We start from the raw sequence: 25,245 nt of genomic DNA on the forward strand, positions 1-25,245 counted from the left end.
ATTCACATGAGCACTGTTCAGGAAACCCTGGCACTGAAAGATCCGTCGCTGTTCCGCCAGCAGGCGTACGTCAACGGCGAATGGCAAGGCGCGACGAACGGCGAGACGTTCGAAGTCCGCAACCCGGCGACGGGCGGCCTGCTCGGCACGGTGCCGGCGATGGGCACGGCCGAGACGCGTCACGCGATCGAAGCCGCGAACGCCGCATGGCCGGCGTGGCGCAAGAAGACCGCGAAGGAACGCGCGGTCGTCCTGCGCAAGTGGCACGACCTGATGATGGAAAACGCCGACGACCTCGCGCTGATCCTGACGACCGAGCAGGGCAAGTCGCTGGCCGAAGCGAAGGGCGAGATCGGCTATGCCGCATCGTTCCTCGAATGGTTCGCGGAAGAAGGCAAGCGCGTGTATGGCGACACGATCCCGACGCCGGCGAGCGACAAGCGCATCGTCGTGACGAAGGAAGCGATCGGCGTGTGCGCGGCGATCACGCCGTGGAACTTCCCGGCGGCGATGATCACGCGCAAGGTCGGCCCGGCGCTCGCCGCGGGCTGTCCGATCGTCGTGAAGCCGGCCGAGGCGACGCCGTTCTCCGCGCTCGCGATGGCCGTGCTGGCCGAGCGTGCGGGTGTGCCGGCCGGCGTGTTCAGCGTCGTCACGGGCGACCCGAAGGCGATCGGCGGCGAGCTGACGTCGAACCCGATCGTGCGCAAGCTGTCGTTCACCGGCTCGACGCCGGTCGGCCGCCTGCTGATGTCGCAATGCGCGGCGACGGTCAAGAAGGTGTCGCTGGAGCTTGGCGGCAACGCGCCGTTCATCGTGTTCGACGACGCCGATCTCGACGCGGCCGTGCAGGGCGCGATCGCATCGAAGTACCGCAACAGCGGCCAGACCTGCGTGTGCACGAACCGCTTCTACGTGCATGAAGCCGTGTACGACCAGTTCGCGCAGAAGCTCGCGGCTGCCGTCGGCCAGTTGAAGGTGGGCCGCGGCACCGAGCCGGGCGTCACGCAAGGCCCGCTGATCAACGAAGCAGCGGTGCTGAAGGTCGAGGCGCACATCGAGGACGCGCTCGCGAAGGGCGCGACCGTCGTGACGGGCGGCAAGCGCCACGCGCTGGGCCACGGCTTCTTCGAGCCGACCGTGCTGACGGGCGTCACGCCGGCGATGAAGGTCGCGAAGGAAGAGACGTTCGGGCCGCTCGCGCCGCTGTTCAAGTTCGGCAGCGACGACGAAGTGATCCGCCTCGCGAACGACACCGAGTTCGGCCTCGCCGCTTACTTCTACAGCCGCGACATCGGCCGCGTGTGGAAGGTCGCCGAAGCGCTCGAATACGGGATGGTCGGCGTGAACACGGGCCTGATCTCGAACGAAGTCGCACCGTTCGGTGGCGTGAAGCAATCGGGCCTCGGCCGCGAAGGCTCGCACTACGGCATCGACGACTACGTCGTGATCAAGTACCTCTGCCTCGCCGTCTGACGGTTCAGGGCCTGGCACCGCTTCGGTGACAGGCCCTGACCGCCCGGCCGGAACCGGGCGGTCCGACGCGGGCCGGCGTCCCTCTCCGTCGTGCCCGCGTCGCCTCGATACGCACGAGATCGCCACGCTCTGCGTACCCTGTTTCGATCGCTGTATCCGCCGATACGTCATATCGCGCGCGAATCTCGGTCAAGTCTCGTTTCCCATTTCAGTGCAAGCCGCTGGGTAGAGCGTTCCGCCTCGATGCGGGGTGCACGCGCTTGAACACTTCCCCTGACAACCCCGTGTGCGCAAAGTCAGCACTCGCAGTCGCCGCTACAGCTGGTGACGCCGTGACACATGTTCACAGTCGCCGGAGTGTAGTACGAGTGGGGAGTTTCCCGGTCGCGCTCTGCTCGCCCCCTTCGCCTCAGCTTCGACGATCGCTTCACATCATCAACTTCCATTGGACTCCAAAATAAAAATCGTACTCGTTCTATAGACAAGGAAAATCTTACCGGCCACTGTCTGTAGCTCATCCATACACAAGGCATCCGAGTCCATGAAAGAAGAGCATGCCGCCTGCCCTTACTTTCTTCGCTCGTTGATCCGTCTTTACGCGACGGTGCAGCGGCTACACACGCCGCCGATCATCGCAGTTGAAGATGTCACGATCGATCAATACGCGACTCATGGCCCGGAGTCAGATATTCGGCATTCCCACCCACGCGGTACGCGCCGGCATCGGACATTTACAGCGATCAATTTGTGATCCGCGACGTGAGGACGAAGCAACCGTTAAGCAACGTGCGCTACTGGATCAAGGATCGATCCGGAAACGTGCATGCATCCGGCGTGAGTGATCAGCACGGCTGTACCGTGCGCGTACGAACCGAACATGCGGAAGCATTGAAGCTTGTAATCGAGGACTGAAACGATGGGAAACCAAACTACCGTCGCCGAGACAACAACAAACACCACCGCAGGATCGCAGACATTTGCCGATGTTGACTTGCGACCGATCTGCGAAAACATGACCAACTCGGAATTCCGCAAGGTCTTTTCCGTAGCGCAAGGACGAGCGATTGACCGGTTGACGATCCGCATTGCTGATTTACAAAAGTGGTCGAAGGTCGATAAGGGCCGGGTATTCAAATGGTTCGGTCGAAACGACGAGCGCACGCGTATGCACCTACTCACCGGCCTGACGAAAGTGCTTGCCGTGGTTCGAGCATTCAACGAGAACAATGTGGTTCGAAGCGGCAGCGCTGGCGATCTTGCGACGGGTTGCACGCCTCACCCACGAGGAACGACAAACGAGGCCGCCCACGTATGCGCGCCCGACACGGCAACCCACACGATCGCCATCAGTGGGCGATTCTGCACGATGCGCCCGTGGACAGCGAACGCTGATTCACACGTGTCAACTATCATTCACGAAGCCACCCATTTCCAAGACACCATGTCGTCGACCGATGACCAATACACGATTACGCCCTTGCTCCCCGGTTGGGGACGGTCAAACCCAGACTTGGCAATCAACAATGCCGACAGCATCGCGGGGTACGTTGTTGACATTGAATAAGGTCGTCACTGCCGCCGCGCTCGTGTTGAGCTGCGCACATACGGCGTTCGCATGCGATGGTCCGTCGAACATGCCCGGTTGGGATTTCGATGTTCGATTCGACAACAATTCAAGCGACCTATCTACCTCCGAACTGGCGAAGCTTTCCGCGTGGTCGAACGACATGCGCAATCGCTTCCCCATTGTCGATGTGGTATCAGTTGTCGGATTGGCCGAACCGACGGAACGAAGCGCGCAAGAGCTTGCGCACCGACGCGCAGCGAACGTCAAAAGCGCGCTAGATCAATTCTTGATTCGGGGCGAACGAAATTCGATGATCGCGCGAATCTACAAGCTGCCGTTTCCTGCGAGCGAGTTTGATGACAACGGGCGGCGCGTCGAGATCACATTCGGTCCGGGATGCCCTAACCACTGCTGCCCGAACCTGAATCCCACACCCAGGGCGCAATGAGGTAACACGACGCACCCACGCCGGCCCGCGCGATGCGGGCCGTCTTCCTCCTGCCTCGCAGGTTCCCGCGATTAGCGGAACAGGTTGAGCGCCTCCACCAGCCGCGTCGCCTGCTGCTTCAGACTCCCCGACAACAGGAATCCAATTGTGCAAGCCTGCCGGACAGAGGCCAAAATCACGCCGTCGTATGCGAACCCAGCCCGCACAAGCGAGGCATTGCCGGCTATTCGAAATTCTGCAGTGACTCGTTCGGCTAGCAGTATCACGAATCAAAGATAAAGGTAGCTGCGCATGGATGTGCGACGACCCACGAGTAGCGCCACACAGCAAACTCATCAATCGCTGACCATGGAACGCATCCCGGATGCGGGTGTCCTCATTCAAAAATGCCAACAGCGCCGCGGGTACGATATCGATGGCGTCTAAACTCCTGACCGCCGCCGCGCTCGCGTTGAGCTGCGCACAGGCAGCGTTCGCCTGTGACGGCGCGTCGAACATGCCCGCCCATTACATCGATATTGTTTTCGATGCGGATTCGAGTGCGATTTCTCCGACCGAACTCTCGAGGTTGTCGGCATGGTCGAGCGACATGCACAAGCGCTTTCCGATCATTGATACGGTCTGGCTTATCGGACTGGCCGAACGAACCGAGAACAACGCGCAACAGCTCGCAACGCAACGAGCGGAAAACGTGATGGCTGTTCTGGATCGGCATTCGATCCGTGGCGAGAAAAACGCCCTGGCGGGGAAGATTTTCAAGCCGGACGAATTCGGTCAATCCGGGCGACGCGTTGAAGTGAACGTCAGTCCGGGGTGCCCCAACCACTGTTGCCCGAACCTGAATCCCATACCCAGGGCGCAATGACATAGCAGGACACGCCCAAGCCGGCCCGCACAACGCGGGCCGGCTTCCTCCTGCTTCACGCGCCCCCACCATCACCGAAACACGTTCACCGCCTCCACCAGCCGCGTCGCCTGCTGCTTCAGGCTCTCCGATGCCGCTGTGCTCTGCTCGACCAGTGCCGCGTTCTGCTGCGTGATGTTGTCCAGGTGCACCACCGCCTGGTCGACCTGCGCAACCCCCGTGCTCTGCTCGGCCGTCGACGAGCTGATCTCCGCGATCAGATCCGACACGCGCTTCACCTGCGTGACGATGTCCTCCATCGTCTTGCCCGCGCCGTCGACGATCCGCGCACCCGATTCGACGCGCTCGACGCTCGCGCCGATCAGCGTCTTGATCTCCTTCGCCGCGTTCGCGCTGCGCTGCGCGAGCGCCCGCACCTCGCCCGCCACCACCGCGAAACCGCGCCCCTGATCGCCGGCGCGCGCCGCTTCAACGGCCGCATTCAGCGCCAGGATGTTGGTCTGGAACGCGATGCCGTCGATCACGCCGATGATGTCCGAGATCTTTCGCGAGCTGGCCGTGATGTCGTTCATCGTCGCCACCACCTCGCTCACCGCCTGCCCGCCGCGCCCGGCCGCTTCGCTCGCCGACACCGACAACTGGTTCGCCTGCAGTGCCGTCTCCGCATTGCTCGACACGGTCGCCGTCATCTCGGCCATCGATGCGGCCGTCTGCTGCACGCTCGTCGAAGCCTGCTCGGTACGCGCGCTCAGGTCGTTGTTGCCCTGCGCGATCTCGTTGCTCGCGCGCTGCACGTTCAGCACCTGTTCGCTGACATCGTCGACGAGCCAGCGGAACATCAGCCCGAGCTGGTTGATCGTGCGCAGCGTCATGCCGATCTCGTCGACACGATTCATCCGCACGCCGCTGCGGCTCTCGCCGGTCGCGACGCGCAACGCCTCGTCGCGCAACTGCACGAGCGGGCGCGCAATCTGCGCATCGAGCCACAGCCCCGCGGCCACCGCGGCGCCGGCCGTCACCGCCGCGAACGCGGCGAGCCCGCCACCGGCCAGCCCGCACGCCCATGCGCCAGCCACCACGACCGGCGCAAACCCGCACAGCGCCGCGTGGAGCCGCGCGCGCACCGACATCGTCTGGAACAGCGACGTGAAACCGGCCACGCCCTTGCGGACAATCAACCCCTTGTGAAAATGCCGGTTGCCGGCCCGCCCTTCGCGGAAGTCCTTGTAGAGCGCCTCCGCGGCCGCGATCTCGTCGCGCGTCGCCTTCGTGCGCACCGACATATAGCCCTTCGGCTCGCCGTTGCGCATCACGGGTATCGCGTTCGCACGCACCCAGTAGTGGTCGCCGTTCTTGCGGCGGTTCTTCACGAGCGCGGTCCACGGCTCGCCGCCCTTGAGCGTCGCCCACATGTCGGCGAACGCCTCCTTCGGCATGTCCGGATGCCGCACGACGTTGTGCGGCTGGCCCTCGATCTCTTCGGGAGAAAATCCGCTGACCTGGATGAATGCCGCGTTCGCGTAGGTAATGTAGCTGTTCGCGTCGGTGGTCGACATCAGCGTCGCGTCGTCGGGAAAATCGAATTCGCGTTGCGTGACGGGCTGGTTGTTGCGCATGGTGTGGAGCTCCGGGTAACGGATCTTGCGTCCGCTTGTCGATTGATTCGCGACCCTGCACATTGCGGTCAATCCGCATGCGCATTGGTCATGCTCCTGCACTTTCGGCAACTTTTACGAAAACATTATGCCTTGCCCGGGTAAATATGCATTAAAAATGCATCACCTTGTCTTTACCGAACAATTCGTTTACTGATGAAACTAAACACCATGCCAGACAACGGTTTCCCGGATATTCGTCTGATTAATTCGCGTAATTCGCCAAAATCGATTCAATGCATAAATGCAGAATCTTGAATACGAATATTTCTCGTTTCGCGCATTTTGATTGAATCGAAAAACCTGAACGCGCATTGCGCGCGTCAATCACGATGTCACGATGCATTGATCGGGCGCGCACATGGCGTGCGCGCCCCGACGATCACCGGAACACGTTCACCGCATCCACGAGACGCGTTGCCTGTTGCTTCAGGCTCTCCGATGCCGCCGTGCTCTGCTCGACCAGCGCCGCGTTCTGCTGCGTGATGTTGTCCAGGTGCACCACCGCCTGGTCGACCTGCGCAACCCCCGTGCTCTGCTCGGCCGTCGACGAGCTGATCTCCGCGATCAGATCCGACACGCGCTTCACCTGCGCGACGATGTCCTCCATCGTCTTGCCCGCCTCGTCCACGCGCCGCGCGCCCGACTCGACGCGCTCGACGCTCGCGCCGATCAGCGTCTTGATCTCCTTCGCCGCGTTCGCGCTGCGCTGCGCGAGCGCCCGCACCTCGCCGGCAACCACCGCGAAGCCGCGCCCCTGTTCGCCGGCGCGGGCCGCTTCCACGGCCGCGTTCAGCGCAAGGATGTTGGTCTGGAACGCGATGCCGTCGATCACGCCGATGATGTCCGAGATCTTTCGCGAGCTGGCGGTGATGTCGCTCATCGTCGCGACGACCTCGCCCACCGCCTGCCCGCCGCGCCCGGCCGCTTCGCTCGCCGACATCGCGAGCCGGTTCGCCTGCAGCGCGGTCTCCGCGTTGCTGTCGACGGTCGCCGTCATTTCGGCCATCGACGCAGCCGTCTCCTGCACGCTCGACGCCGCCTGCTCGGTGCGCGCGCTCAGGTCGTTGTTGCCCTGCGCGATCTCGTTGCTCGCGCGCTGCACGTTGTGCACCTGCTCGCTGACGTCGTCGACGAGCCAGCGGAACATCAGCCCGAGCTGGTTGATCGTGCGCAGCGTCATGCCGATCTCGTCGACGCGGTTCATCCGCACGCCGCGCCGGCTTTCGCCGGTCGCGACGTTCAGCGCCTGGTCGTGCAGCCGCTTCAGCGGACGCACGATCTGCGCATCGAGCCACAGGCCGGCCGCCGCCGCCACGCCGACCGTCACGCCGGCAAATGCCGCGAGGCCGCCACCGGCGAGCCCGCACGCCCAGCCCGCGCCGACGACCGCCGGCGCAAGCACGCACAGCGCCGAATGCACGCGCGCGCGCACCGACATCGTCTGCGACAGCGACGCGATACGCAGCAGCCCCGTGCGGATCACCAACCCCTTGTGGAACCGGCGCTGGCCGGCCTTGCCGTCGCGGAACGCGCGATACAGCGCATCGGCGGCCGCGCTCTCGTCGTGCGGCGCCTTCGTGCGCACCGACATGTAGCCCTGCGGCTCGCCGTTGCGCATCACGGGTATCGCGTTCGCGCGCACCCAGTAATGATCGCCGTTCTTGCGGCGGTTCTTCACGAGCGCGGTCCACGGTTCGCCGCGCTGGAGCGTCGCCCACATGTCGGCAAACGCCTCGCGCGGCATGTCCGGGTGGCGCACGACGTTGTGCGGCTGGCCGACGAGTTCCTCGGTCGTGAAGCCGCTCACCTGCGCGAACGTCGTGTTGGCGTAGGTGATGATGCTGTCTGCATCGGTCGTCGACATCAGCGTGACGTCGTCGGGAAAATCGAATTCCTGTTGGGTAACGGGCTGGTTATTACGCATGCAAGGCTCCGAAAGGCGGATCTGTCGTCCGCGTCGCGCTGAAATCACGCTCAGTAGCCGAAAAACGGTTTATCGCTTAACGACGGTCTTCATCTTACTGTCGGCATATTGGGGAAAAACCTTACCCTTTCCTCGCATAAAATATCCAATTCGCCCGCCGCCATGATTTCGATCAAATAATCCGGCAATAATCGCCGCGAGCGTTCATCCAGATGTCACGCCACGCTGCGCGACGACGTCGCGCGGCAGACCAACGCCATCAGCCGTTGCGCGCGGCGAAACGATTCCGTTTATCCTGCTCCATTCAACCGGTATTCGAATTCGATGAAAAAGGCATTACACGAACTGAATCGGCTGTCCTGGAATAGCGCGACAGTCGCGCATAACAGCCACAAAGGCGATCAGGCCGCGTTTTTCCGCGCGGGCGGCTCGACGCTCTATCCGGAAGAACGCGAACTGCTCGGCGACGTCGGCGGGCTGCGGCTCCTGCACCTGCAGTGCAACGCGGGGCAGGACACGCTGAGCCTCGTGCGCGAGGGCGCGGATGCGACGGGCGTCGACATCTCCGACGAAGCGATCGCCTTCGCACGGCAACTGTCGGCCGACGCGGGCCTGCCCGCGCGTTTCGAGCGCGCCGACGTGCTCGACTGGATGCCCGAGGCCGCCGCGCGCGGCGAGCGCTTCGATCGCGTGTTCACGTCGTATGGCGCGATCTGCTGGCTGTCCGACCTGAACGCATGGGCGCGCGGAATCGCCGCGCTGCTCGCGCCGGGCGGTCGTTTCGCGATGGTCGAGTTCCATCCGTTCGCGCTGTATTTCGACGAACAGTGGAAGCCGCACTATGACTATTTCAAAAGCGACGCGACCGAGGAACCGGCAGGCGTCGGCGATTACGTCGCCGTATCCGGCACGGGGCTCGGCGCGCAGCACGACCATCCTGGCGTCGTCGATTTCGCGAACCCGCATCCGAGCTACGAGTTCATGTGGGGCATCGGCGAGGTCGTGAACGCACTCGTGTCGGCGGGGCTCACCATCGACCGCCTGACCGAATATCCGTATTCGAACGGCTGGAAGGGCTTCGACGGCATGCGCGAGCTGGACGGCCGCCGGATGGTGCCGCCCGGTCACATGCCGAGCCTTCCGCTGATGTATGCGATCGCCGCGCATCGGGAGGCCGCATGACGCGCCGCACCGCCGCCGAACGCGACGCGCTTTCCGCACGCCCGCTCACGCGCGACGAAGTGCCGCTCGTGTGGACCATCGACCGGCGCGAGATCATCGAGCACCTGTACGTGCTGCGCGACGGCGCGCTGCATCTCGTTCCCGAGTTCTACGACGTCGGCGGCTGGCCAGAAGGTGAAGCCGACCACTACACGCCGATCCTGATCGACTGCCACGATCGCGGCGGCTGGTGCCTCGGCATGTTCGACGGCGAACGGCTCGTCGCGGCGGTCGTCGTCGACAGCCGGCCGCTCGGCCCGCACGGCGACATGCTGCAACTGAAGTTCCTGCACGTGAGCCGCGACTGGCGCGGCTGCGGGCTCGGCGAGCAGCTCTACCGCGCGGCCCGCGAGCAGGCGCGCGCGATGGGCGCCGCACGCCTGTACGTGTCCGCGACGCCGTCGCAGCGCACGATCGACTTTTACCTGCGGCTCGGCTTCACGGTCAGCACATCGCCCGACCCGGCGCTTTACGCGCTCGAGCCGGAAGACATTCATCTGGAAGGGCCCGCGGCCTGACGCGCCGGCACGCGGGTGAAGCGCGGAATGTCCCGCCTTGCCTCATCTGCCATCGGCCATCGCGCAATCACGGAGAGCAAAATTGCAGGACGAAGCACAGCCGCCAACCATACCGAAGATCCTCGTCAGCATGTGCGTGGTCGGCCATCCGGTGCGTTACAACGGCTCGGCCAAAACCACCGCGCACGCGGCACTCGAACGGTGGCAGCGCGAAGGGCGTCTCGTGCCCGTCTGCCCCGAACTGGCCGGCGGCTTCAGTGTGCCGCGCCCGCCCGCCGAAATCGCCGGCGGCGCATCGGGTCAGCAGGTGCTGTCGGGCGCCGCACGCATCGTCGACGTGAACGGCACGGACGTGACAGCGCCGTTCGTCGCCGGCGCGCAAACCGCGCTGGCCCTCGCGCGCACGCACGGTTGCCGCTTCGCTATCCTGGCCGACGGCAGTCCGTCGTGCGGCAGCACGTTCATCCATGACGGGAGTTTCGGGAACCGGCGGCACGCGGGCGCCGGTGTCACGGCGGCGTTGCTGCGCGAGCACGGGATCGAAGTGTTCGCGGACACCGAGATCGACGCGCTCGAAGCGCGTCTCAGGGAGCTGTCGCAGGCCGGTTAACGACGATGCGCGGCACGAGCATCCTCGTGCCGCGCATCGTTTCCAAAGCGGCGAATCAGTCGAGCGGCGAAGCGGTCGAGCGGCGAAGCGGCTCGTGGCCGCCGCTTCGCCGCGAGACATGAAACGCGGGTCAGACGCGTTCGATCGCGATCGCGATACCCTGGCCGACGCCGATGCACATCGTGCACAGCGCGAAGCGGCCGTTCGTGCGATGCAGCTGGTACATCGCGGTCGTCACGAGACGCGCGCCCGATGCGCCGAGCGGATGGCCCAGTGCGATCGCGCCGCCGTTCGGGTTCACGCGGGGATCGTCGTCGGCCACGCCGAGCATGCGCAGCACCGCGAGACCTTGCGACGCAAACGCCTCGTTCAGCTCGATCACGTCGAACTGGTCGATCGTCATCCCGAGCCGGGCGAGCAGCTTCTGCGTGGCAGGCGCGGGGCCGATGCCCATCACGCGCGGCGCGACGCCGGCCGTCGCGATGCCCAGCACGCGGGCGCGCGGCGTCAGGCCGAAGCGCTTTGCGGTTTCCTCGTTCGCGAGCAGCAGCGCGGCGGCACCGTCGTTGACGCCCGACGCGTTACCGGCCGTCACCGAGCCGTCCGGGCGCACGACGCCCTTCAGCTTCGCAAGCGTTTCGAGCGACGTCTCACGCGGATGCTCGTCGCGCGACACGGCCACCGGATCGCCCTTCTTCTGCGGAATCGTGACCGACACGATTTCCTCGGCGAGCGTGCCGTCCTGCTGCGCACGCGCGGCCTTCTGCTGGCTGCGCAGCGCGAACAGGTCCTGGTCGGCACGGCTGACGTTGTAGTCGACCGCGACGTTCTCGGCCGTCTCCGGCATCGAATCGACGCCGTACAGCTGTTTCATCAACGGATTGACGAAGCGCCAGCCGATCGTCGTGTCGTGGATGTCGGCCTGGCGCGCGAATGCGCTCGCGGCCTTGCCCATCACGAACGGCGCGCGCGTCATGCTCTCGACGCCGCCCGCGACCATCAGCGCGGCCTCGCCGGACTTGATCGCACGGGCGGCCACGCCGACCGCATCCATCCCGGAACCGCACAGGCGGTTGATCGTCGAACCCGGCACGCCCTGCGGCAGCCCCGCGAGCAGCGCGGACATGCGCGCGACGTTGCGGTTGTCCTCGCCGGCCTGGTTCGCGCAGCCGTAGATCACGTCGTCGATCGCCGTCCAGTCGACGTCGCGGTTGCGCTCCACGAGCGCCTTGAGCGGCACCGCGCCCAGATCGTCGGCGCGCACGCCGGACAGTGCACCGCCGTAACGCCCGATCGGCGTACGGATCGCATCACACAGAAAAGCTTCGGTCATCAGTGTCTCCGGTCCCAGGACAGGCTGGGGAATGAACAGGGCGCGCCCCTTGCATTGCCCGCCGGGATGCGCTTAAATGTTCTATATACGAACATAAGATCGTGTATCGAACGTTCAACGCATCATAGGGAGTGCGGGGACGACCTGTCAAGCGCCCGGCCCGCCGTGCGGTTGGCGTGTCGGGCCCCGTGCGCTATCTTCTCGGCTGCACGATTTTCCAGGCGCTCATGACTACCGAAGACACTCAGACGAAACCCGGCGACTCCTACGTACAGTCGTTTGCACGCGGCCTCGCGGTGATCCGCGCGTTCGACGCGGCCCGTCCGGAGCAGACGCTCACCGAGGTCGCCTCGGCCACCGGGCTCACGCGCGCGGGCGCACGCCGGATCCTGCTCACGCTGCAGACGCTCGGCTACGTCGAGGCCGACGGCCGGCTGTTCCGGCTCACGCCGAAGATCCTCGAGCTCGGCTTCGCGTACCTCACGTCGATGCCGTTCTGGAATCTCGCCGATCCCGTGATGGAGCAACTGTCCGAGCAGATCCACGAAAGCTGCTCGGCGGCCGTGCTCGACCGCACCGAGATCGTCTACGTGCTGCGCGTGCCGACCCGCAAGATCATGACGATCAACCTGTCGATCGGCAGCCGGCTGCCCGCGTACTGCACGTCGATGGGCCGCGTGCTGCTGTCCGCGCTCGACGACGCCGCGCTCGACGAAACGCTCGCGCAAAGCGGCATCCGCGCGCATACGCCGCGCACGATCACCGACCTCGGTGAACTGAAGGCGGCGATCGCACAGGTGCGCCAGCAGGGCTGGGCCGTGGTCGACCAGGAGCTCGAAGTGGGCCTGATGTCGCTGTCCGCGCCGATTCGCAACCGGCGCGGGCAGATCATCGCGGCGATGAACATCAGCGGCAACGCGCAGCGGCATACCGCGAAGCAGATGGTGAAGGAGTTTCTCGAGCCGCTGCAACAGGCCGCGCAGACGGTGTCGGAACTGGTGGCGCGGCGCGGGTGAGCGCCGAGCCGCGCGCGGGTACGGATACAAGCACGCCGCGCGACGTGAAACGACGCGCGGCACCCGGTGTCGGCCGGCGCGACGGCGTTGTCCAGGACAGCCGCCTGCTCGCCGGCGCACCGGCGCGCCGGCGGCGTGCCGTGCTTCAGCCGTTGCCGGCGAATGCGTCGCCCATCGGCCTCATCCGGATGCCCGGGGCCAGCCGGGTCCAGGGCAACTCGGCCGGATCGGCCGTCATCGGGCCCGGCGCCGTGGCAACGAGCACCGCCTCGGCGATCCCCTGGAAATCGGCGCGAAAGTGCACCGAGCTCTTGTTGACGAGGATACGCATCGCTTCCGGCTCGACGCCACCCACGCGATAGAGATTGCGGTCGAGCATCTGCGCCTTGCCGCTGCTCACCACGATCAGCACACCATCGATCCGCAGGCAGGCGACGGGGCCGATATCCGCGCGCATGCCGTTCATCATCGGGCCGTCGTACCGGCATACGCCGTCGGACAACTTCACGACCTCGAAACGCGCGTGGACCGGCTCGTCGCCGGGCACGCCGGAGACGCCGCCGAGCGCCAGCTCGACGAACGCCCCGACCCCGGCGCGATGAGCCGCCGCCGCGGCAGCGGGGTCCCAGATCAGGCCGATCGCCGCCTCTCTCGCGCCATTGCGCAGCAATGCCCGCAGCATGCCCGTCGTGTTCGAGTCGCCGCCCGCACCGGGGTTGTCCTGCGTATCGGCGATGACGACCGGCTTGCCGGCCCCGTCGGCAAGCCGCATCGCTTCGCGCACGGCAGCGTCGGGCGACAGGAACGGCACCTGCCACGCGGCCTCGTCCGCCAGCATCCTGTCGTAGAGTGCCTGCACGGCGGCCTCGGCCGACGCGGCGTCATCGCCGTAACCCCAGATGACCGGGCCGCATTCGGGAAAATCGGCCGCCGGAAAACCCGGCGCGAACGACAGCGACGCCACGGCCCCGGTTTCCAGCGCCGCGAGCTCCGCATACATGCCGCGCGCAGGCTCGAGCAGCGTGCACATGCCGTTGATCGGGATCAGGAACGGCAGCCGCCGCACCGCGCGATGCAGCGGGCGGCTACCCGCCGCCCGCGAGACGAGCAGGCGCTCGAGCAGCACGGCCGCGCGTTCACCGGTCTCGGCCATGTCGACATGCGGATAGGTGCGGAAGGCGACCAGCGCGTCGGCCTCGTGCAGCATCTTCGCGGTGACGTTGGCATGCAGGTCGAGCGACGCGACCACCGGCACGGCCGGGCCGACCACGGCCCGCACGCGCTCCAGCAACGTGCCTTCGCCGTCGTCGGTATGCTCGGCGACCATCGCGCCGTGCAGGTCGAGGTACACCGCGTCGTAGCCTCCGCTGCGAACCGCCGCGAGGATTTCGCCGGCAATGCGCTCGAACGCATCCTCGGTCACGTGGGCCGACGGGCTCGCGCCCGCCCAGATGACCGGCAGCAGGGTCCAGCCGCGTCGTTCCGCCGCGACGATGAATCCGCCCGCGGGAATGTTGACGTCGCGCAGGGCAAGCACGTCGTCGCCCCGCACCATGGCCGGGAAGCCCTCGCCGCGCTCGAAGTTTGCGTAAGCGGCTTTCGACGGCGCAAACGTATTGGTTTCATGCTGAAAGCCGGCAATCAAGATCCGCGTGTTCAAAAACGTGTCTCCGGAAACAGGTAGTCAAGGCACGGGCCGCGCCACGCCGCGACGGAGGTCGCGAGCGCCTGCGGGCCCGCGATATCACGCCGTCGCCAACGCGTCGTGCGGCGCGGGCAGCCGGTTCGCCACGAGCACCGCGGCGCCCGCGACCAGCAGCGCGACCATGACCAGCAGGCCGGCTGCCATGCTGCCCGTCGCCGAGTGGATCGCGCCGATGATGGTCGGGCTCAGGAAGCCGCCGATCAGACCGATCGTATTGATCAGCGCGATGCCGCCCGCGGCCGCGTCGCCCTTCAGGTATTGCGACGGAATCGCCCAGAACACCGTGTACGCGGCCCAGATCATCGACGTGGCGATCGTCATGCCGACCAGCGAGACGACGAGATTGCCGTTGGCCGTCGTCGCCACGGCCAGCGCGATCGCGCCGATCAGGGCCGGCACGGCACTGTGGAAACGGCGTTCACCGCGGCGGTCCGACCGGCGGCCGATGACGATCATCGCGATCGCGGCGCAGACGTACGGGATCATCGAGTACAGCCCGATCTGCATCGTGTCGGTCACGCCGTCGGCCTTGAGGATCGACGGCAGCCAGAAACTCACCGCGTAGATTCCGCAGATGATCGTGAAGTACGCGAACGCCAGCAGGTACACGCGCGGGTCGCGCAACACCTGTCCGAACGAGTGATGACCGGCGCCGGGTGCGTGCAGCTCGGCAGCGAGCAACCGCTTCTCGTCGCCGGTCAGCCAGGCTGCGTCGGCCGGCCGGTCGGACAGGACCTTGAGTGCGAGCGCGCCGAGCAGCACGCACGGCAGGCCTTCGACGATGAACATCCACTGCCAGCCGGCCAGGCCGTGGGCACCGGACAGCCCGGTCATCAGCCACGCCGACAGCGGCGAGCCGAAGGCGCCGCCGATCGGGCCCGCGAGCATCACGACCGCCATCACGCCGGCCATGCGGCGCTGGCCATACCAGTAGGTCAGGTAAAAGATCATCCCCGGCGCGAAACCGGCCTCGAACACGCCGAGCAGGAAGCGCATCCCGTAGAAGGTGGTCTCGTCGTGGACGAACATCATGCCCGCCGAGGTCAGGCCCCACAGCACCATGATCCGGCTGATGGTCCTGCGTGCGCCGATCCGCGGCAGCAGCAGGTTGCTCGGGATCTCGAACAGCACATAGCCGAGAAAGAAGATGCCCGCGCCCAGCCCGTACACCGCATCGGAGATCCCCAGGTCGCCCTGCATCGAGAGCTTGGCGAACCCGATATTCACGCGATCGAGATAGGCGAACGTGTAGCAGAGCAGCAGAAACGGCAGCAGGCGCCAGTTCAGCTTGCGGTACAGGGCCTGATGCGCCGGGCTGTCGGGCGCGACCGGGTCTTGAGGGGATGGAATGGCGGACATGCGCTCTCCTTTAGGGCGTATTGCTTCGAATCCCGCATCGATGATCGACTCCGTTCGAATCGTCGAGGAGCCGAAAAAGCAGCGCAATAGCAACCTAAGCGAGTTATCGTTGCTCAACGAGCAACACTTCCACGGCAAACGGACCGACACCATGCGCGAACTGAACCAGCGCCGCCTGCGCTATTTCCATGAAGTCCTGACGCACGGCTCGATCCGCGGCGCGGCCGACAGCATCAACACGTCGCCGTCCGTCATCACGCGGCAGATCCGGCTGCTCGAGGAAGAAATCGGGGCGCCGCTGTTCGAGCGCCAGCCGCGCGGCGTCCGGCCGACCGAAGCCGCGGCGCACCTGCTCGAATACTGGCGCGGCTGCCGCTCCCAGCAGGAACTGTTCGAAGACCGCCTGCAGGCGCTGCACGGCCTGCAACACGGCCAGATCCGCATCGCCACCAGCGAAGGCTATATCGACTGCCTGATGGACGAGGTGCTCACCGACTTTTGCGCGCGCTATCCGAAGCTCGACGTCACCGTCGATATCCTTCCGGTCAGCACCTTGCTGCAGGAAGTCGCCGAGAGCCGCGCGCATATCGGCCTCGCCTACAATCCCCCGGCGCATCCGGATATCGAGTACGTCGCCACCGCGCCGCAGCCGGTGGTGGCGCTCGTGCATCCCGCGCACCCGCTCGCCGTGCGGGGCCGGCCCGTCGCGGTACACGAACTCGCCGGGTATCCGCTCGCGTTGATGCCGCCGGCGTTCGGTCTCGGGCAGGCCGTGCAGATGCTCGCCTATGCGGAAAACATCCAGCTCCACCCGACGCTGACCACCAACTCGCTGGCCGTGCTGCGCCACTTCGTCAGGCGCAACGACGGCGTCACGCTGCTCGCCGCGTTCGCGGCCTATCAGGAACTGGAGGCGGGAGAACTCGTCGCCGTTCCCGTCGCCCATCCGCTGCTCGAGGCAGCCAACGCGCGGCTGCTGGTCAAGGCCGGACGCACGCTCGGGGTGGCAGCCGATACGCTGCTGCGCGGCATCCTTCGGGACATGAAAATGTTTTCGGACGCGGGCGGGCGCAACCGCGGGACAACGGCGCGCGGCAAGTCAGGCAAGCGTGCTGCCGTGCGTCGCGGCGGGCCGTGAACGGCCCGGCTGACGATGCGGCCTGCGTCCGCCGGCCGTCTCCGGGCGGCCGCCCCGGTGCAGGCCGGGATCGAGCGACGAGCGATTATCTGAGGAAACCGAAGTTTCTCGACGATCTCATACAGGTCGGGTTCGTCGCGCGCGACGCGCGTCGCTCGTCACGCGCCGAGCAACATCCCCTTGCGCACCGGCACGGCACCCGTCACGCGGCCGAGCGGCGCGCCGGCCGTGACGAAACGGATCGCGCGGCGCATGTAGAACACGCCGTCGGTCCCGCTCGAGATCGTCGTGATCGCGTCGGTCAGCGGATCGACGATGTCGAACAGCGGATCGCCGGCGCGGATCGTCGCGCCGATCGCCGCGCGGTGCACGAGGATCCCGCTCACCGGCGCGTAGAACTGCTCGCTGCCCGCGAGCGGTGTGGCCGGCGCGGCGAGCGGCGGCAGCGGCACGCGTTCGCCGCGTACCGCGCCGCGCCACACGAGATAGGCGACGAGCGCATCGGCATCGCGCTCCGCATGGTCGTACGTGACGTCGCGCTGCCCCCGGCACTCGACCGTCACGGCCACGGTGCCGGCCGCCATCGGCGTGCCGGCCGGCAAGTGCTGCCGCAACTGCGACCACAGCAGATGATGCGCATCGTCGAACGCGTGCCCGCCCGAATCCTCCGCGAGCAGCGACACCTGCGCGCCGAGATAGCGCGCAAGCGGCTCGACTTGCGGCCACGTGGTATCGCTCGTGTACACGTGCATCACCGCTTCGAGCGAGCAATGCAGGTCGATCACGACCTCGGCATCGAACGACAGCTTCAGCAGCGCCAGCTGAAGCGCATCGAATTCCGTACGCGGTGCGATATCGTCGAGCGCCGCGCCGACACATTCGCGCACGATCGCGCGATTGCGTTCGCCGTCGTCGCCAAGCCGGTCGCGCGCACGCGCGGCGATGTCCGCGAGCGGCAGGAAGCCGCGATTGAAATTGCGGCCGCTCGCAAGATCGAAACGGCCGATGAACTGCCCGAGCAGATGATGATTGAGGCCGACCGGGTTCGCGACCGGCACGAGCACGATCTCGGCCGCGAGCCGGCCTTCGGCGTCGAGCTGCGCGAGACGCTGCTTCAGCACGAACGCCGCGAGCATCGCGGGCGTCTCGTCCGCGTGCAGCGCGGCCTGCAGGTAGATCTTGCGGCCGGTGCCGGCCGGCCCGAAATGAAAGCTCGTCAGCGTGCGCTGCGTGCCGATCGACGGCGACAGGAGTGGCGTGGTGCGAATCTGCATCGAGGGTCTCGAACGGATGAAAACGGCGCCGCGGGTGCAACGGCGCGGCGGCTCGGCGTTCAGTCGCCGTACGGGTTGAAGTCGAAATACTGCTTCGCGATCCGGTCGTACGTGCCGTCCTTCAGCATCGACGCGATCGCGCCGTCGATCGACGCCTTGAGCGCCGTATCCGACTGCCGCATGCCGATGCCGACGCCGCGATCGCCCATGTCGAGCGGCGCGCCGACGAACGCGAAGCCCTTGCCGCGCGGCTGGCGCAGGAAGCCGTAGTCGGCTTCCACGGTGCCGAGCAGCGCCGCGTCGAGGCGGCCGTTGACGAGATCGGCGAACACGTCGTCCTGGCTCTTGTACGGCACCACGCTCACGCCGGCCGTCGCCCAGTGCGCGAGCGCCCACGATTCGAACTGCGTGCCCGACTGCACGCCGACACGCTTGCCGGCCAGCGACGCGGTCGTGCTGCCGAGGCCGCTCCCGGGCCGCGCGACGAGCCGCGACTTGAAGCGGAACAGCTTCGACGAGAACAGGATCTGCTTCTCGCGCTTGTCGGTGATCGCCATCGACGACAGGATCGCGTCGATCTTGCGCGCCTGCAGCGCGGGAATCATCCCGGAGAATTCGAGCTCGACCCACTGGCAGTGCAACTGCGCTCGGCGGCAGATCTCGTTGCCGAGATCGACGTCGAAGCCCTTCAGGCTGCCGTCGGGCGCTTTCGCATCCATCGGCGGATAGGTCGGATCGATGCCGAGGCGCACGACGTGCGCGTCGAGTGCAAACGCGGACGTGGCGGCCCAGCCAACGCACAGGGAAACGAGCGGGACGAGGATACGTTTCATGGTCGACGGAGGACAGGAAGGAACGCAAACGGCATCAGCCGGACTGCCTGCGATCGTAGGCGGCACGGGCCGCCGCCGGAACCATCGACTGCCTTATCATGATCGGTATTTCCGATCACCGGCCCCGCGCGTGCCCATGGCGTTCACGCTCTCCCAGCTCCGCATCTTCCAGGCCGTCGTCGAGCACGGCAGCCTGCGCGCCGCCGCACGCGCGCTCGATCTCGCGCAGAGCGGCGTCACGCAGCAGCTGCAGAGCCTCGAGGCGACGCTCGGCGCGACGCTGTTCACGCGCACCAATCGCGGGATCGTGCCGACGGCCGTCGGCCAGCGGCTGCTCGCGCGCTCCGGTTCGATCCTCGGCGAATGCGAGCAGGTCGAGCGGGAGATCCGGCAGTTGAGCGGCGCGTACGAAGGCACCGTCACGCTCGGCCTCGTGGCCGAACCGCTGATCGACGCGTTCGCGCCCGTGCTGAGCGCGTTCCGCGCGCGCTTCGACAAGGTCGACGTGCACCTGCGCACCGGCACGTCGCGGATGATGATCGGCTGGCTGCGCGAAAGCGCGGTGGATTTCGCGATCGCACTGGTCGCGAAGCAGACCGACACGACCGATCTCGCGGTCACGCCGCTGCGTGCTTCAGCGCCGGTGGTCGTGTGCCGCAATGGGCATCCGGCGATGCACGCAAAATCGCTCGCCGAACTGGCCGGTTACGGGTGGGTGTCCACGCGCTCGCCGAACCTGAGCGCCGACCCGGTCGTGAACCGGCTGCTCGCGTACTTCGACGCGCACGGCCAGCCGCCGCCGAGGATTCTCGCGACCGTCGAAGGGATGTTCGAGACGCTGCAGATCGTCACGCAGACCGATTCCCTCGCGCTCGAAACCGAAGCCATCACGCGGCACGGGCCGTTCGCCGGCGCGCTCGCGAAGGTGCCCGTGCGCGAGCAGGCCGAATCGCAGGACATCTGCCTGCTGCAGCGCGCGGCCGTGCCGCTGACGCCGGCCGCGCAGGAACTCGCGACGATGCTCGCGTCGTACCTGCGGATGGTGCGCGGGCGGTAGGCGCGTACTGCAGCCCACCGCCCGCCTTGCCGTGCCGCGCGTCAGTCCAGCGACTCCCGCGCCGTCTCGCGCAGCATCGCGACCGCGATCAGCGACAGCACCACGCACGCGGCCACGTAGCCGGCCGGCGCGAGCTTGCTGCCGGTCGTCTTCACGAGCCAGGTCGCGATCAGCTGCGCGGTGCCGCCGAAGATCGTCACCGCGAGCGCATACGCGATCGAGATGCCGGTCGCGCGCACGTGGCGCGGCAGCGACTCGCACATCAGCGCCATTTCCGACGCCGAGCCGAGCGAATAGAACAGCAGCATCAGCGCGGTCAGCGGCAGGATCACCGACAGCGTCGGGTGATGGTTCATCAGCCAGAACGCCGGGAACAGCAGCAGGACCAGCACGCCGCGGCCGACGAAGATCGGCAGGCGGCGGCTGCCGAGCCGGTCCGACAGCCAGCCGAACAGCGGGCACGTGACCAGCATCACGCAGCCCGATGCGACGCCGACGAACATCGACAGCTTCATCGGCAGCCCGAGCGTGTGGATCGCATAGGTCGGCATGTAGAACGTCAGGATGTAGGTCGACACCGTGCCGCCCATCACCGTGAGCATCAGCAGCAGCACCGTGCGCGTGTGCTTCGAGAACAGCTCGTGCAGCACGCCGCGCTCGATCCCGTGATGGCTGTCGCCGGGCGCATCGTCCGCGAGCCGGCGGCGCAGGTACATGCCGACCGGCGCGATCAGCACGCCGACGAGGAACGGCAGCCGCCAGCCCCAGCTTTCGAGCGTGTCCTTCGTCATCGTGTTCGACAGCAGCGCCGCGAAACCCGAGCCCATCAGCGCGGCGCCGCCCTGCGTCGCGAGCTGCCAGCTCGCGCGGAACGCGCGGCGCGACGTGCCGCCCTGTTCGAGCAGCGTCGTCGTCGCCGCGCCAAATTCGCCGCCCTGCGAGAAGCCCTGCAGCAGGCGCGCGAGCACGACGAGCAGCGGCGCGACCACGCCGACCTGCGCATAGGTCGGCGCGATCGCGATCAGGCCCGTGCCGAGCGCCATCAGCATGATCGTCAGGTTCAGTGCGGCCTTGCGCCCCTTGCGGTCCGCATAGACGCCGAGCACGACGCTGCCGAGCGGCCGCGTGAAGAAGCCGGCGGCGAACGTCGCGACCGACAGCAGCAGCGACGTGGTCGGGTCGCTCGACGGGAAGAACAGCTTGCCGATCAGCACCGCGAAGAAGCCGTACACGGTGAAGTCGAAGAATTCCAGCCAGTTGCCGATCACGGCCGCCGCGATCGCGCCGCGCCGCGTGACGGCAGGCGCGCCCGGCGCGCCGGCTTCGGCCACGCCCGTCGACGCGGGGTGCAGCGCGAGATGGTCTTTCTGCATCGCTATCCTCTCCTGTCAATGCGGCCGGAAGCGGCGGCCGCGCGCCGCCGCCGCGATCACTGCCCGAGGTAACGCTCGACGAGGCGCGTCCAGAACGCCGCACCGATCGGCAGGTTGCGATCGTTGAAGTCGTATTTCGGGTTGTGCACCATGCAGCCGTCCTCGCCTTCGCCGTTGCCGAGCCGCACGAACGAGCCCGGCCGCTGCTGCAGCATGAACGCGAAATCCTCGCTGCCCATCAGCAGGTCGGTCTGCTCGACCACGTGCGCATCGCCGACGAGTTCGCGTGCGACCTGCGCGGCGAAATCCGTTTCGGCATCCGTATTGACGACGACCGGATAGCCCTCGATGTACTCGACGTTCGCGCTCGCGCCGTAGCTCGCGGCCTGCGTTTCGGCCAGCTCGGTGATGCGGCGCTTGAGCAGCGCGCGAACCTCGGGGCTGAACGAGCGCACGCTGAGCTCGAGGCGCGCGCCGTTCGGAATCACGTTGTTCGCGGTGCCCGCGTGCATCGAGCCGACCGTGACGACCGCCGGCTGCGCGGGGTCGACGTTGCGCGCGACGATCGTCTGCAGCGCCATCACGATGCTTGCCGCGACGACAACCGGATCGACCGTCAGGTGCGGCCGTGCCGCGTGGCCGCCGACGCCTTCGATCGTGATGATCGCCTTGTCGCCCGCCGACATGAACGGGCCGCGCCGCGTGAGGAAGACGCCGGGCGCCGCGCCCGGATGGTTGTGCATGCCGAACACGGCGTCGCACGGGAAGCGTTCGAACAGACCGTCGTCGATCATCTTCTTCGCGCCGCTGTCGACGCCGTGCTCTTCCGCCGGCTGGAAGTACAGGTGTACGGTGCCCGAGAAGTTGCGCGTCTTCGCGAGATGCTGCGCGGCGCCGAGCAACATCGTCGTGTGGCCGTCGTGGCCGCAGGCGTGCATCTTGCCGTGCGTGCCGCTCGCATACGGCAGGCCGGTCGCCTCGACGATCGGCAGCGCGTCCATGTCCGCGCGAATGCCGATGCTGCGCGCGCCGTCGCCCACCCGCAGCGTGCCGACCACGCCCGTCTTGCCGACCCCGCGCGTCACCTGCCAGCCCCATTGCTCGAGCTTGTCCGCGACGAGCGCGGCCGTGTCGTGCTCTTCGTACGCGAGTTCGGGGTGGTGATGGATGTGGTGACGGATCTCGCGCAGCCCGCCGGCGGCGGGCATCAGATCCTCGACTTCGGTGAAGCGGGTATCGGTGGTCATCAAGGGGCTCCTGCGTTTGTCTGCGCACGCCGGTGGCGCGTGCGGGAAAGCGAGCCACTATAGCCAGCCGATATCGGTTCAATAAGATGCGGAATTTTTCACCGCGATAAGGTTTGTTAATCAGGGTTAATACGGGCGTCGCTCGCCGTCCGTGCCTGATCGGATGGGCTCGACACGCGCCCGTTGATTTTTGAGACAAACGGTCTATTATTCGCGCATGGACGTTCGAACTGATCCGCCTCGCCGTCGCGGCAGGCCACCGAAGCAGCATGAAGACCTCGTCGCCACGCGGGACATGCTGTTGCGCACGGGGCTGGAAGTGCTCACCGAGAAGGGTTTTTCGGCCACCGGGCTCGACGAGATCCTCGGGCGCGCCGGAGTGCCCAAGGGCTCCTTCTATCACTACTTCGACAGCAAGGAAGCGTTCGGCCTCGAACTGATCGACCGTTATGCCGACTTCTTCGCGCGCAAGCTGGACCGCCATTTCAACGACGCGGCGCGCTCGCCGTTGCAGCGCGTGCGCGCGTTCGTCGACGATGCCCGGGACGGCATGGCCCGCTACGAATACAGCCGGGGCTGCCTGATCGGCAACCTCGGGCAGGAAATGGGCGCGCTGCCCGAAAGTTTCCGCGCACGCCTGCGCACCACGTTCGAGGACTGGCAACGCCGCCTCGCCGATTGCCTGGCCGCCGCGCAGCAAGCCGGCGAACTGGCCGGCTCGGCCGACCCTGCCGAACTCGCCGCATTCTTCTGGATCGGCTGGGAAGGCGCCGTGCTGCGCGCGAAGCTGGAGCGCAGCGATACGCCGCTGGCCCTGTTCGCGCAGTTCTTCTTCAACGGGCTGCCCCGCCGCTGAATTTTTTTGCCATTAACTAGACGATCGGTCTAGAAAGGAGGACACATGTTTCAAGGCATCGTGATCGACAGGCATGAAACCGGCCAGCAAGCGCGGCTCGAGACGCTGGACGACGCGCAGTTGCCGGCCGGCAACGTGACGGTACGCGTGGGCTATTCGACGCTGAACTACAAGGACGGGCTGGCGATCACCGGCAAGAGCCCGGTGGTCCGCAAGTTCCCGATGGTGCCCGGCATCGATCTGGTCGGGGAAGTCGAGGACAGCACGCACCCGGACTATCGCCCCGGCGATCAGGTCGTGCTCAACGGCTGGGGCGTCGGCGAAACGCACTGGGGCGGCCTGGCGCAGAAGGCCCGCGTCGATGGCGACTGGCTGGTGCCGCTGCCGTCCGCCTTTTCGCCGCAACAGGCGATGGCCATCGGCACGGCGGGCTACACCGCGATGCTGTGCGTGATGGCACTGGAGCGGCATGGCGTGCGCCCGGACGACGGCGAGATCGTGGTGACCGGCGCGGCAGGCGGGGTAGGCAGCGTCGCCACGGCCCTCCTCGCGCGGCTGGGATACCGCGTCGTCGCCGTCACCGGCCGCCCCGCCGATGCCGACTACCTGCGACAGCTCGGCGCGGCGGAGATCCTGGAGCGGGCGCAATTCAGCGAGCCCGGCAAGCCGCTGGGCAAGGAACGATGGGCCGGCGCGGTCGACGTGGCGGGCAGCCATGTCCTCGCCAACGTGTGCGCGACCACGCGGTACCGCGGCGTCGTGACGGCCTGCGGCCTGGCCGCCGGCATGGATTTCCCCGCGACCGTCATGCCGTTCATCCTGCGCGGCGTCACGCTCGTCGGGATCGACAGCGTCATGTGCCCGCGCGCCGACCGCCTGGAGGCGTGGCGCCGGCTCGCGTCCGATCTCGACGTCGGGAAGCTGGGCGCGATCAGCCACCAGGTCGGCCTGGGCGACGTCATCCCGCTTGCCGGGGAGTTGATCGCCGGCAAGGTTCGCGGCCGTATCGTCGTCGACGTCAACGCGTAACGCCGCCGCCGACACCTGCGCTTCATTTTTCGGACGGCCGCCCGCGCATCGAGCGCGGCCGTGCCGTCTTATCCAGGAGACCTCATGACCGCCGCAAGCACCGCCCCCATCAGCCGCTTTCCCGTGCCCGCGCTCGAAGACCTGCCCGAGGACATTCGCGAGCGCATCGCGGCCGTCCAGGAAAAGTCGGGCTTCATCCCGAACGTCTTCCTGACCCTCGCGCATCGCCCGGACGAGTTTCGCGCGTTCATGGCTTACCACGACGCGCTGATGGACAAGCCGGGCAACCTGAGCAAGGCCGAACGGGAAATGATCGTCGTGGCCACCAGCAGCGTGAACCAGTGCCAGTACTGCGTGATCGCGCACGGTGCGATCCTGCGCATTCGCGCGAAGGATCCGCTGATCGCCGACCAGGTCGCCACCAACTATCGCAAGGCCGACATCACCGCCCGGCAGAAGGCGATGCTCGACTTCGCGATGAAGGTGTCGCAGGCCGCGCACCAGGTCGGCGAAGCGGATTTCGACACGCTCAAGTCGCAGGGCTTCGTCGAAGAAGACATCTGGGACATCGCGGCGATCTCGGCCTTCTTCGGCATGTCCAATCGCATCGCGAACGTGACGAACATGCGGCCGAACGCGGAGTTTTACGCGCTGGGGCGCTGAGCGCTCGGCGGGCAGTCGTGCGCTCACGCGGGCGGGACGGCCACCGGGCTGCCGAGCTTCGCAGCGTTCTTTCAT

General features: G+C 66.7%; 23 protein-coding genes. 14 read left to right on the forward strand and 9 right to left on the reverse strand.

Annotation, left to right across the window (positions count from 1 at the left end):
- Positions 1-6 precede the first annotated feature (6 nt).
- The 5 genes from gabD to VK92_RS14190 all read left to right on the forward strand — a co-directional run bounded on the left by gabD (position 7) and on the right by VK92_RS14190 (position 4,356).
- Positions 7-1,476, forward strand: coding sequence for an NADP-dependent succinate-semialdehyde dehydrogenase (gene gabD / locus VK92_RS14180; protein ID WP_021156413.1), 1,470 nt, complete (start codon positions 7-9; stop codon positions 1,474-1,476).
- A 541-nt stretch (positions 1,477-2,017) separates the two neighbouring features.
- The gene (locus VK92_RS41750) at positions 2,018-2,227 is read left to right on the forward strand and encodes a hypothetical protein (protein ID WP_131723309.1); all 210 of its coding nucleotides are present in this window, start codon (positions 2,018-2,020) and stop codon (positions 2,225-2,227) included.
- A gap of 165 nt (positions 2,228-2,392) precedes the next feature.
- Positions 2,393-3,040 (forward strand): M35 family metallo-endopeptidase, encoded by a 648-nt coding sequence (locus VK92_RS14185; protein WP_048028574.1) that lies wholly within the window; start codon positions 2,393-2,395, stop codon positions 3,038-3,040.
- Positions 3,033-3,491, forward strand: a complete 459-nt coding sequence (locus tag VK92_RS39975) for a hypothetical protein (RefSeq protein WP_225740301.1) — start codon at positions 3,033-3,035, stop codon at positions 3,489-3,491. Before VK92_RS14185 ends, VK92_RS39975 begins: the two co-directional genes overlap by 8 nt.
- A gap of 415 nt (positions 3,492-3,906) precedes the next feature.
- The gene (locus VK92_RS14190; RefSeq protein ID WP_048023450.1) at positions 3,907-4,356 is read left to right on the forward strand and encodes an OmpA family protein; all 450 of its coding nucleotides are present in this window, start codon (positions 3,907-3,909) and stop codon (positions 4,354-4,356) included.
- Between the two features lie 71 nt (positions 4,357-4,427).
- On the opposite strand, the gene VK92_RS14195 is transcribed toward VK92_RS14190, so the two are convergent.
- Entirely contained in the window at positions 4,428-5,972 is a 1,545-nt protein-coding gene (locus VK92_RS14195; protein ID WP_021156417.1) for a methyl-accepting chemotaxis protein, read from the reverse strand.
- A gap of 421 nt (positions 5,973-6,393) precedes the next feature.
- Entirely contained in the window at positions 6,394-7,938 is a 1,545-nt protein-coding gene (locus tag VK92_RS14200; protein WP_048023451.1) for a methyl-accepting chemotaxis protein, read from the reverse strand.
- A gap of 324 nt (positions 7,939-8,262) precedes the next feature.
- Here VK92_RS14200 and VK92_RS14205 point away from each other — a divergent pair, with 324 nt between their 5' ends.
- From VK92_RS14205 to VK92_RS14215, 3 genes are all read left to right on the forward strand, one after another.
- The gene (locus tag VK92_RS14205; protein WP_048023452.1) at positions 8,263-9,120 is read left to right on the forward strand and encodes a class I SAM-dependent methyltransferase; all 858 of its coding nucleotides are present in this window, start codon (positions 8,263-8,265) and stop codon (positions 9,118-9,120) included.
- The gene (locus tag VK92_RS14210; RefSeq protein ID WP_048023453.1) at positions 9,117-9,677 is read left to right on the forward strand and encodes a GNAT family N-acetyltransferase; all 561 of its coding nucleotides are present in this window, start codon (positions 9,117-9,119) and stop codon (positions 9,675-9,677) included. Before VK92_RS14205 ends, VK92_RS14210 begins: the two co-directional genes overlap by 4 nt.
- A gap of 130 nt (positions 9,678-9,807) precedes the next feature.
- Entirely contained in the window at positions 9,808-10,287 is a 480-nt protein-coding gene (locus VK92_RS14215) for a DUF523 domain-containing protein (RefSeq protein WP_048023454.1), read from the forward strand.
- Between the two features lie 130 nt (positions 10,288-10,417).
- On the opposite strand, the gene pcaF is transcribed toward VK92_RS14215, so the two are convergent.
- Positions 10,418-11,620 (reverse strand): 3-oxoadipyl-CoA thiolase, encoded by a 1,203-nt coding sequence (pcaF, locus tag VK92_RS14220; protein ID WP_048023455.1) that lies wholly within the window; start codon positions 11,618-11,620, stop codon positions 10,418-10,420.
- Between the two features lie 227 nt (positions 11,621-11,847).
- Here pcaF and VK92_RS14225 point away from each other — a divergent pair, with 227 nt between their 5' ends.
- Complete coding sequence (locus VK92_RS14225; RefSeq protein ID WP_021156426.1) at positions 11,848-12,636, forward strand: IclR family transcriptional regulator; 789 nt, start codon at positions 11,848-11,850, stop codon at positions 12,634-12,636.
- A gap of 145 nt (positions 12,637-12,781) precedes the next feature.
- Here the strand turns inward: VK92_RS14225 and VK92_RS14230 are convergent, their stop codons facing one another.
- The gene (locus tag VK92_RS14230) at positions 12,782-14,296 is read right to left on the reverse strand and encodes a M81 family metallopeptidase (protein WP_048023456.1); all 1,515 of its coding nucleotides are present in this window, start codon (positions 14,294-14,296) and stop codon (positions 12,782-12,784) included.
- 84 nt (positions 14,297-14,380) lie between these two features.
- Positions 14,381-15,700, reverse strand: a complete 1,320-nt coding sequence (locus tag VK92_RS14235) for an MFS transporter (RefSeq protein ID WP_048023457.1) — start codon at positions 15,698-15,700, stop codon at positions 14,381-14,383.
- A 151-nt stretch (positions 15,701-15,851) separates the two neighbouring features.
- Between VK92_RS14235 and VK92_RS14240 the strand changes: the two genes are divergently transcribed.
- Positions 15,852-16,838, forward strand: a complete 987-nt coding sequence (locus VK92_RS14240) for a LysR family transcriptional regulator (protein WP_048023580.1) — start codon at positions 15,852-15,854, stop codon at positions 16,836-16,838.
- A gap of 158 nt (positions 16,839-16,996) precedes the next feature.
- Here the strand turns inward: VK92_RS14240 and VK92_RS14245 are convergent, their stop codons facing one another.
- Complete coding sequence (locus tag VK92_RS14245) at positions 16,997-18,112, reverse strand: succinylglutamate desuccinylase/aspartoacylase family protein (RefSeq protein WP_048023458.1); 1,116 nt, start codon at positions 18,110-18,112, stop codon at positions 16,997-16,999.
- A 59-nt stretch (positions 18,113-18,171) separates the two neighbouring features.
- On the reverse strand, positions 18,172-18,945 hold the full coding sequence (locus tag VK92_RS14250; protein ID WP_048023459.1) for a transporter substrate-binding domain-containing protein: 774 nt from the start codon (positions 18,943-18,945) through the stop codon (positions 18,172-18,174).
- 136 nt (positions 18,946-19,081) lie between these two features.
- On the opposite strand from VK92_RS14250, the gene VK92_RS14255 reads away from it, so the two are divergent.
- Positions 19,082-20,002 carry a LysR family transcriptional regulator gene (locus VK92_RS14255; RefSeq protein WP_048023460.1) on the forward strand — a complete coding sequence of 307 codons (921 nt, stop codon included), beginning with the start codon at positions 19,082-19,084 and terminating at the stop codon, positions 20,000-20,002.
- Positions 20,003-20,043: 41 nt separating this feature from the next.
- Here VK92_RS14255 and VK92_RS14260 read toward each other — a convergent pair whose 3' ends face one another.
- Both VK92_RS14260 and VK92_RS14265 read right to left on the reverse strand, forming a co-directional pair.
- The gene (locus VK92_RS14260; protein WP_048023461.1) at positions 20,044-21,375 is read right to left on the reverse strand and encodes an MFS transporter; all 1,332 of its coding nucleotides are present in this window, start codon (positions 21,373-21,375) and stop codon (positions 20,044-20,046) included.
- Positions 21,376-21,431: 56 nt separating this feature from the next.
- Positions 21,432-22,622 (reverse strand): M20 aminoacylase family protein, encoded by a 1,191-nt coding sequence (locus tag VK92_RS14265; protein WP_048023462.1) that lies wholly within the window; start codon positions 22,620-22,622, stop codon positions 21,432-21,434.
- A gap of 217 nt (positions 22,623-22,839) precedes the next feature.
- Between VK92_RS14265 and acuR the strand changes: the two genes are divergently transcribed.
- From acuR to VK92_RS14280, 3 genes are all read left to right on the forward strand, one after another.
- Complete coding sequence (gene acuR / locus VK92_RS14270) at positions 22,840-23,478, forward strand: acrylate utilization transcriptional regulator AcuR (RefSeq protein ID WP_048023463.1); 639 nt, start codon at positions 22,840-22,842, stop codon at positions 23,476-23,478.
- 45 nt (positions 23,479-23,523) lie between these two features.
- Positions 23,524-24,507 (forward strand): acrylyl-CoA reductase (NADPH), encoded by a 984-nt coding sequence (gene acuI, locus VK92_RS14275; protein ID WP_048023465.1) that lies wholly within the window; start codon positions 23,524-23,526, stop codon positions 24,505-24,507.
- Between the two features lie 84 nt (positions 24,508-24,591).
- Complete coding sequence (locus tag VK92_RS14280) at positions 24,592-25,170, forward strand: peroxidase-related enzyme (protein WP_048023467.1); 579 nt, start codon at positions 24,592-24,594, stop codon at positions 25,168-25,170.
- Positions 25,171-25,245 lie beyond the last annotated feature (75 nt).

This window comes from Burkholderia sp. LK4 (assembly GCF_001043615.1).
Classification (GTDB): Bacteria; Pseudomonadota; Gammaproteobacteria; order Burkholderiales; family Burkholderiaceae; genus Burkholderia; species Burkholderia cepacia.

Excerpts from the sequence above, each read along its gene's own strand:
- VK92_RS14205 (WP_048023452.1), top strand. The coding sequence starts at position 8,263 with ATGAAAAAGGCATTACACGAACTGAATCGGCTGTCCTGGAATAGCGCG.
- acuR (WP_048023463.1), top strand. The coding sequence starts at position 22,840 with ATGGACGTTCGAACTGATCCGCCTCGCCGTCGCGGCAGGCCACCGAAG.
- VK92_RS14235 (WP_048023457.1), bottom strand. The coding sequence starts at position 15,700 with ATGTCCGCCATTCCATCCCCTCAAGACCCGGTCGCGCCCGACAGCCCG.
- VK92_RS14200 (WP_048023451.1), bottom strand. The coding sequence starts at position 7,938 with ATGCGTAATAACCAGCCCGTTACCCAACAGGAATTCGATTTTCCCGAC.
- VK92_RS14250 (WP_048023459.1), bottom strand. The coding sequence starts at position 18,945 with ATGAAACGTATCCTCGTCCCGCTCGTTTCCCTGTGCGTTGGCTGGGCC.
- VK92_RS14215 (WP_048023454.1), top strand. The coding sequence starts at position 9,808 with ATGTGCGTGGTCGGCCATCCGGTGCGTTACAACGGCTCGGCCAAAACC.
- VK92_RS14240 (WP_048023580.1), top strand. The coding sequence starts at position 15,852 with ATGCGCGAACTGAACCAGCGCCGCCTGCGCTATTTCCATGAAGTCCTG.
- VK92_RS14185 (WP_048028574.1), top strand. The coding sequence starts at position 2,393 with ATGGGAAACCAAACTACCGTCGCCGAGACAACAACAAACACCACCGCA.
- acuI (WP_048023465.1), top strand. The coding sequence starts at position 23,524 with ATGTTTCAAGGCATCGTGATCGACAGGCATGAAACCGGCCAGCAAGCG.
- VK92_RS14245 (WP_048023458.1), bottom strand. The coding sequence starts at position 18,112 with ATGCAGATTCGCACCACGCCACTCCTGTCGCCGTCGATCGGCACGCAG.
- VK92_RS14195 (WP_021156417.1), bottom strand. The coding sequence starts at position 5,972 with ATGCGCAACAACCAGCCCGTCACGCAACGCGAATTCGATTTTCCCGAC.
- gabD (WP_021156413.1), top strand. The coding sequence starts at position 7 with ATGAGCACTGTTCAGGAAACCCTGGCACTGAAAGATCCGTCGCTGTTC.
- VK92_RS14225 (WP_021156426.1), top strand. The coding sequence starts at position 11,848 with ATGACTACCGAAGACACTCAGACGAAACCCGGCGACTCCTACGTACAG.
- VK92_RS14260 (WP_048023461.1), bottom strand. The coding sequence starts at position 21,375 with ATGCAGAAAGACCATCTCGCGCTGCACCCCGCGTCGACGGGCGTGGCC.
- pcaF (WP_048023455.1), bottom strand. The coding sequence starts at position 11,620 with ATGACCGAAGCTTTTCTGTGTGATGCGATCCGTACGCCGATCGGGCGT.
- VK92_RS41750 (WP_131723309.1), top strand. The coding sequence starts at position 2,018 with ATGAAAGAAGAGCATGCCGCCTGCCCTTACTTTCTTCGCTCGTTGATC.
- VK92_RS14265 (WP_048023462.1), bottom strand. The coding sequence starts at position 22,622 with ATGACCACCGATACCCGCTTCACCGAAGTCGAGGATCTGATGCCCGCC.
- VK92_RS14280 (WP_048023467.1), top strand. The coding sequence starts at position 24,592 with ATGACCGCCGCAAGCACCGCCCCCATCAGCCGCTTTCCCGTGCCCGCG.
- VK92_RS14255 (WP_048023460.1), top strand. The coding sequence starts at position 19,082 with ATGGCGTTCACGCTCTCCCAGCTCCGCATCTTCCAGGCCGTCGTCGAG.
- VK92_RS14190 (WP_048023450.1), top strand. The coding sequence starts at position 3,907 with ATGGCGTCTAAACTCCTGACCGCCGCCGCGCTCGCGTTGAGCTGCGCA.
- VK92_RS14210 (WP_048023453.1), top strand. The coding sequence starts at position 9,117 with ATGACGCGCCGCACCGCCGCCGAACGCGACGCGCTTTCCGCACGCCCG.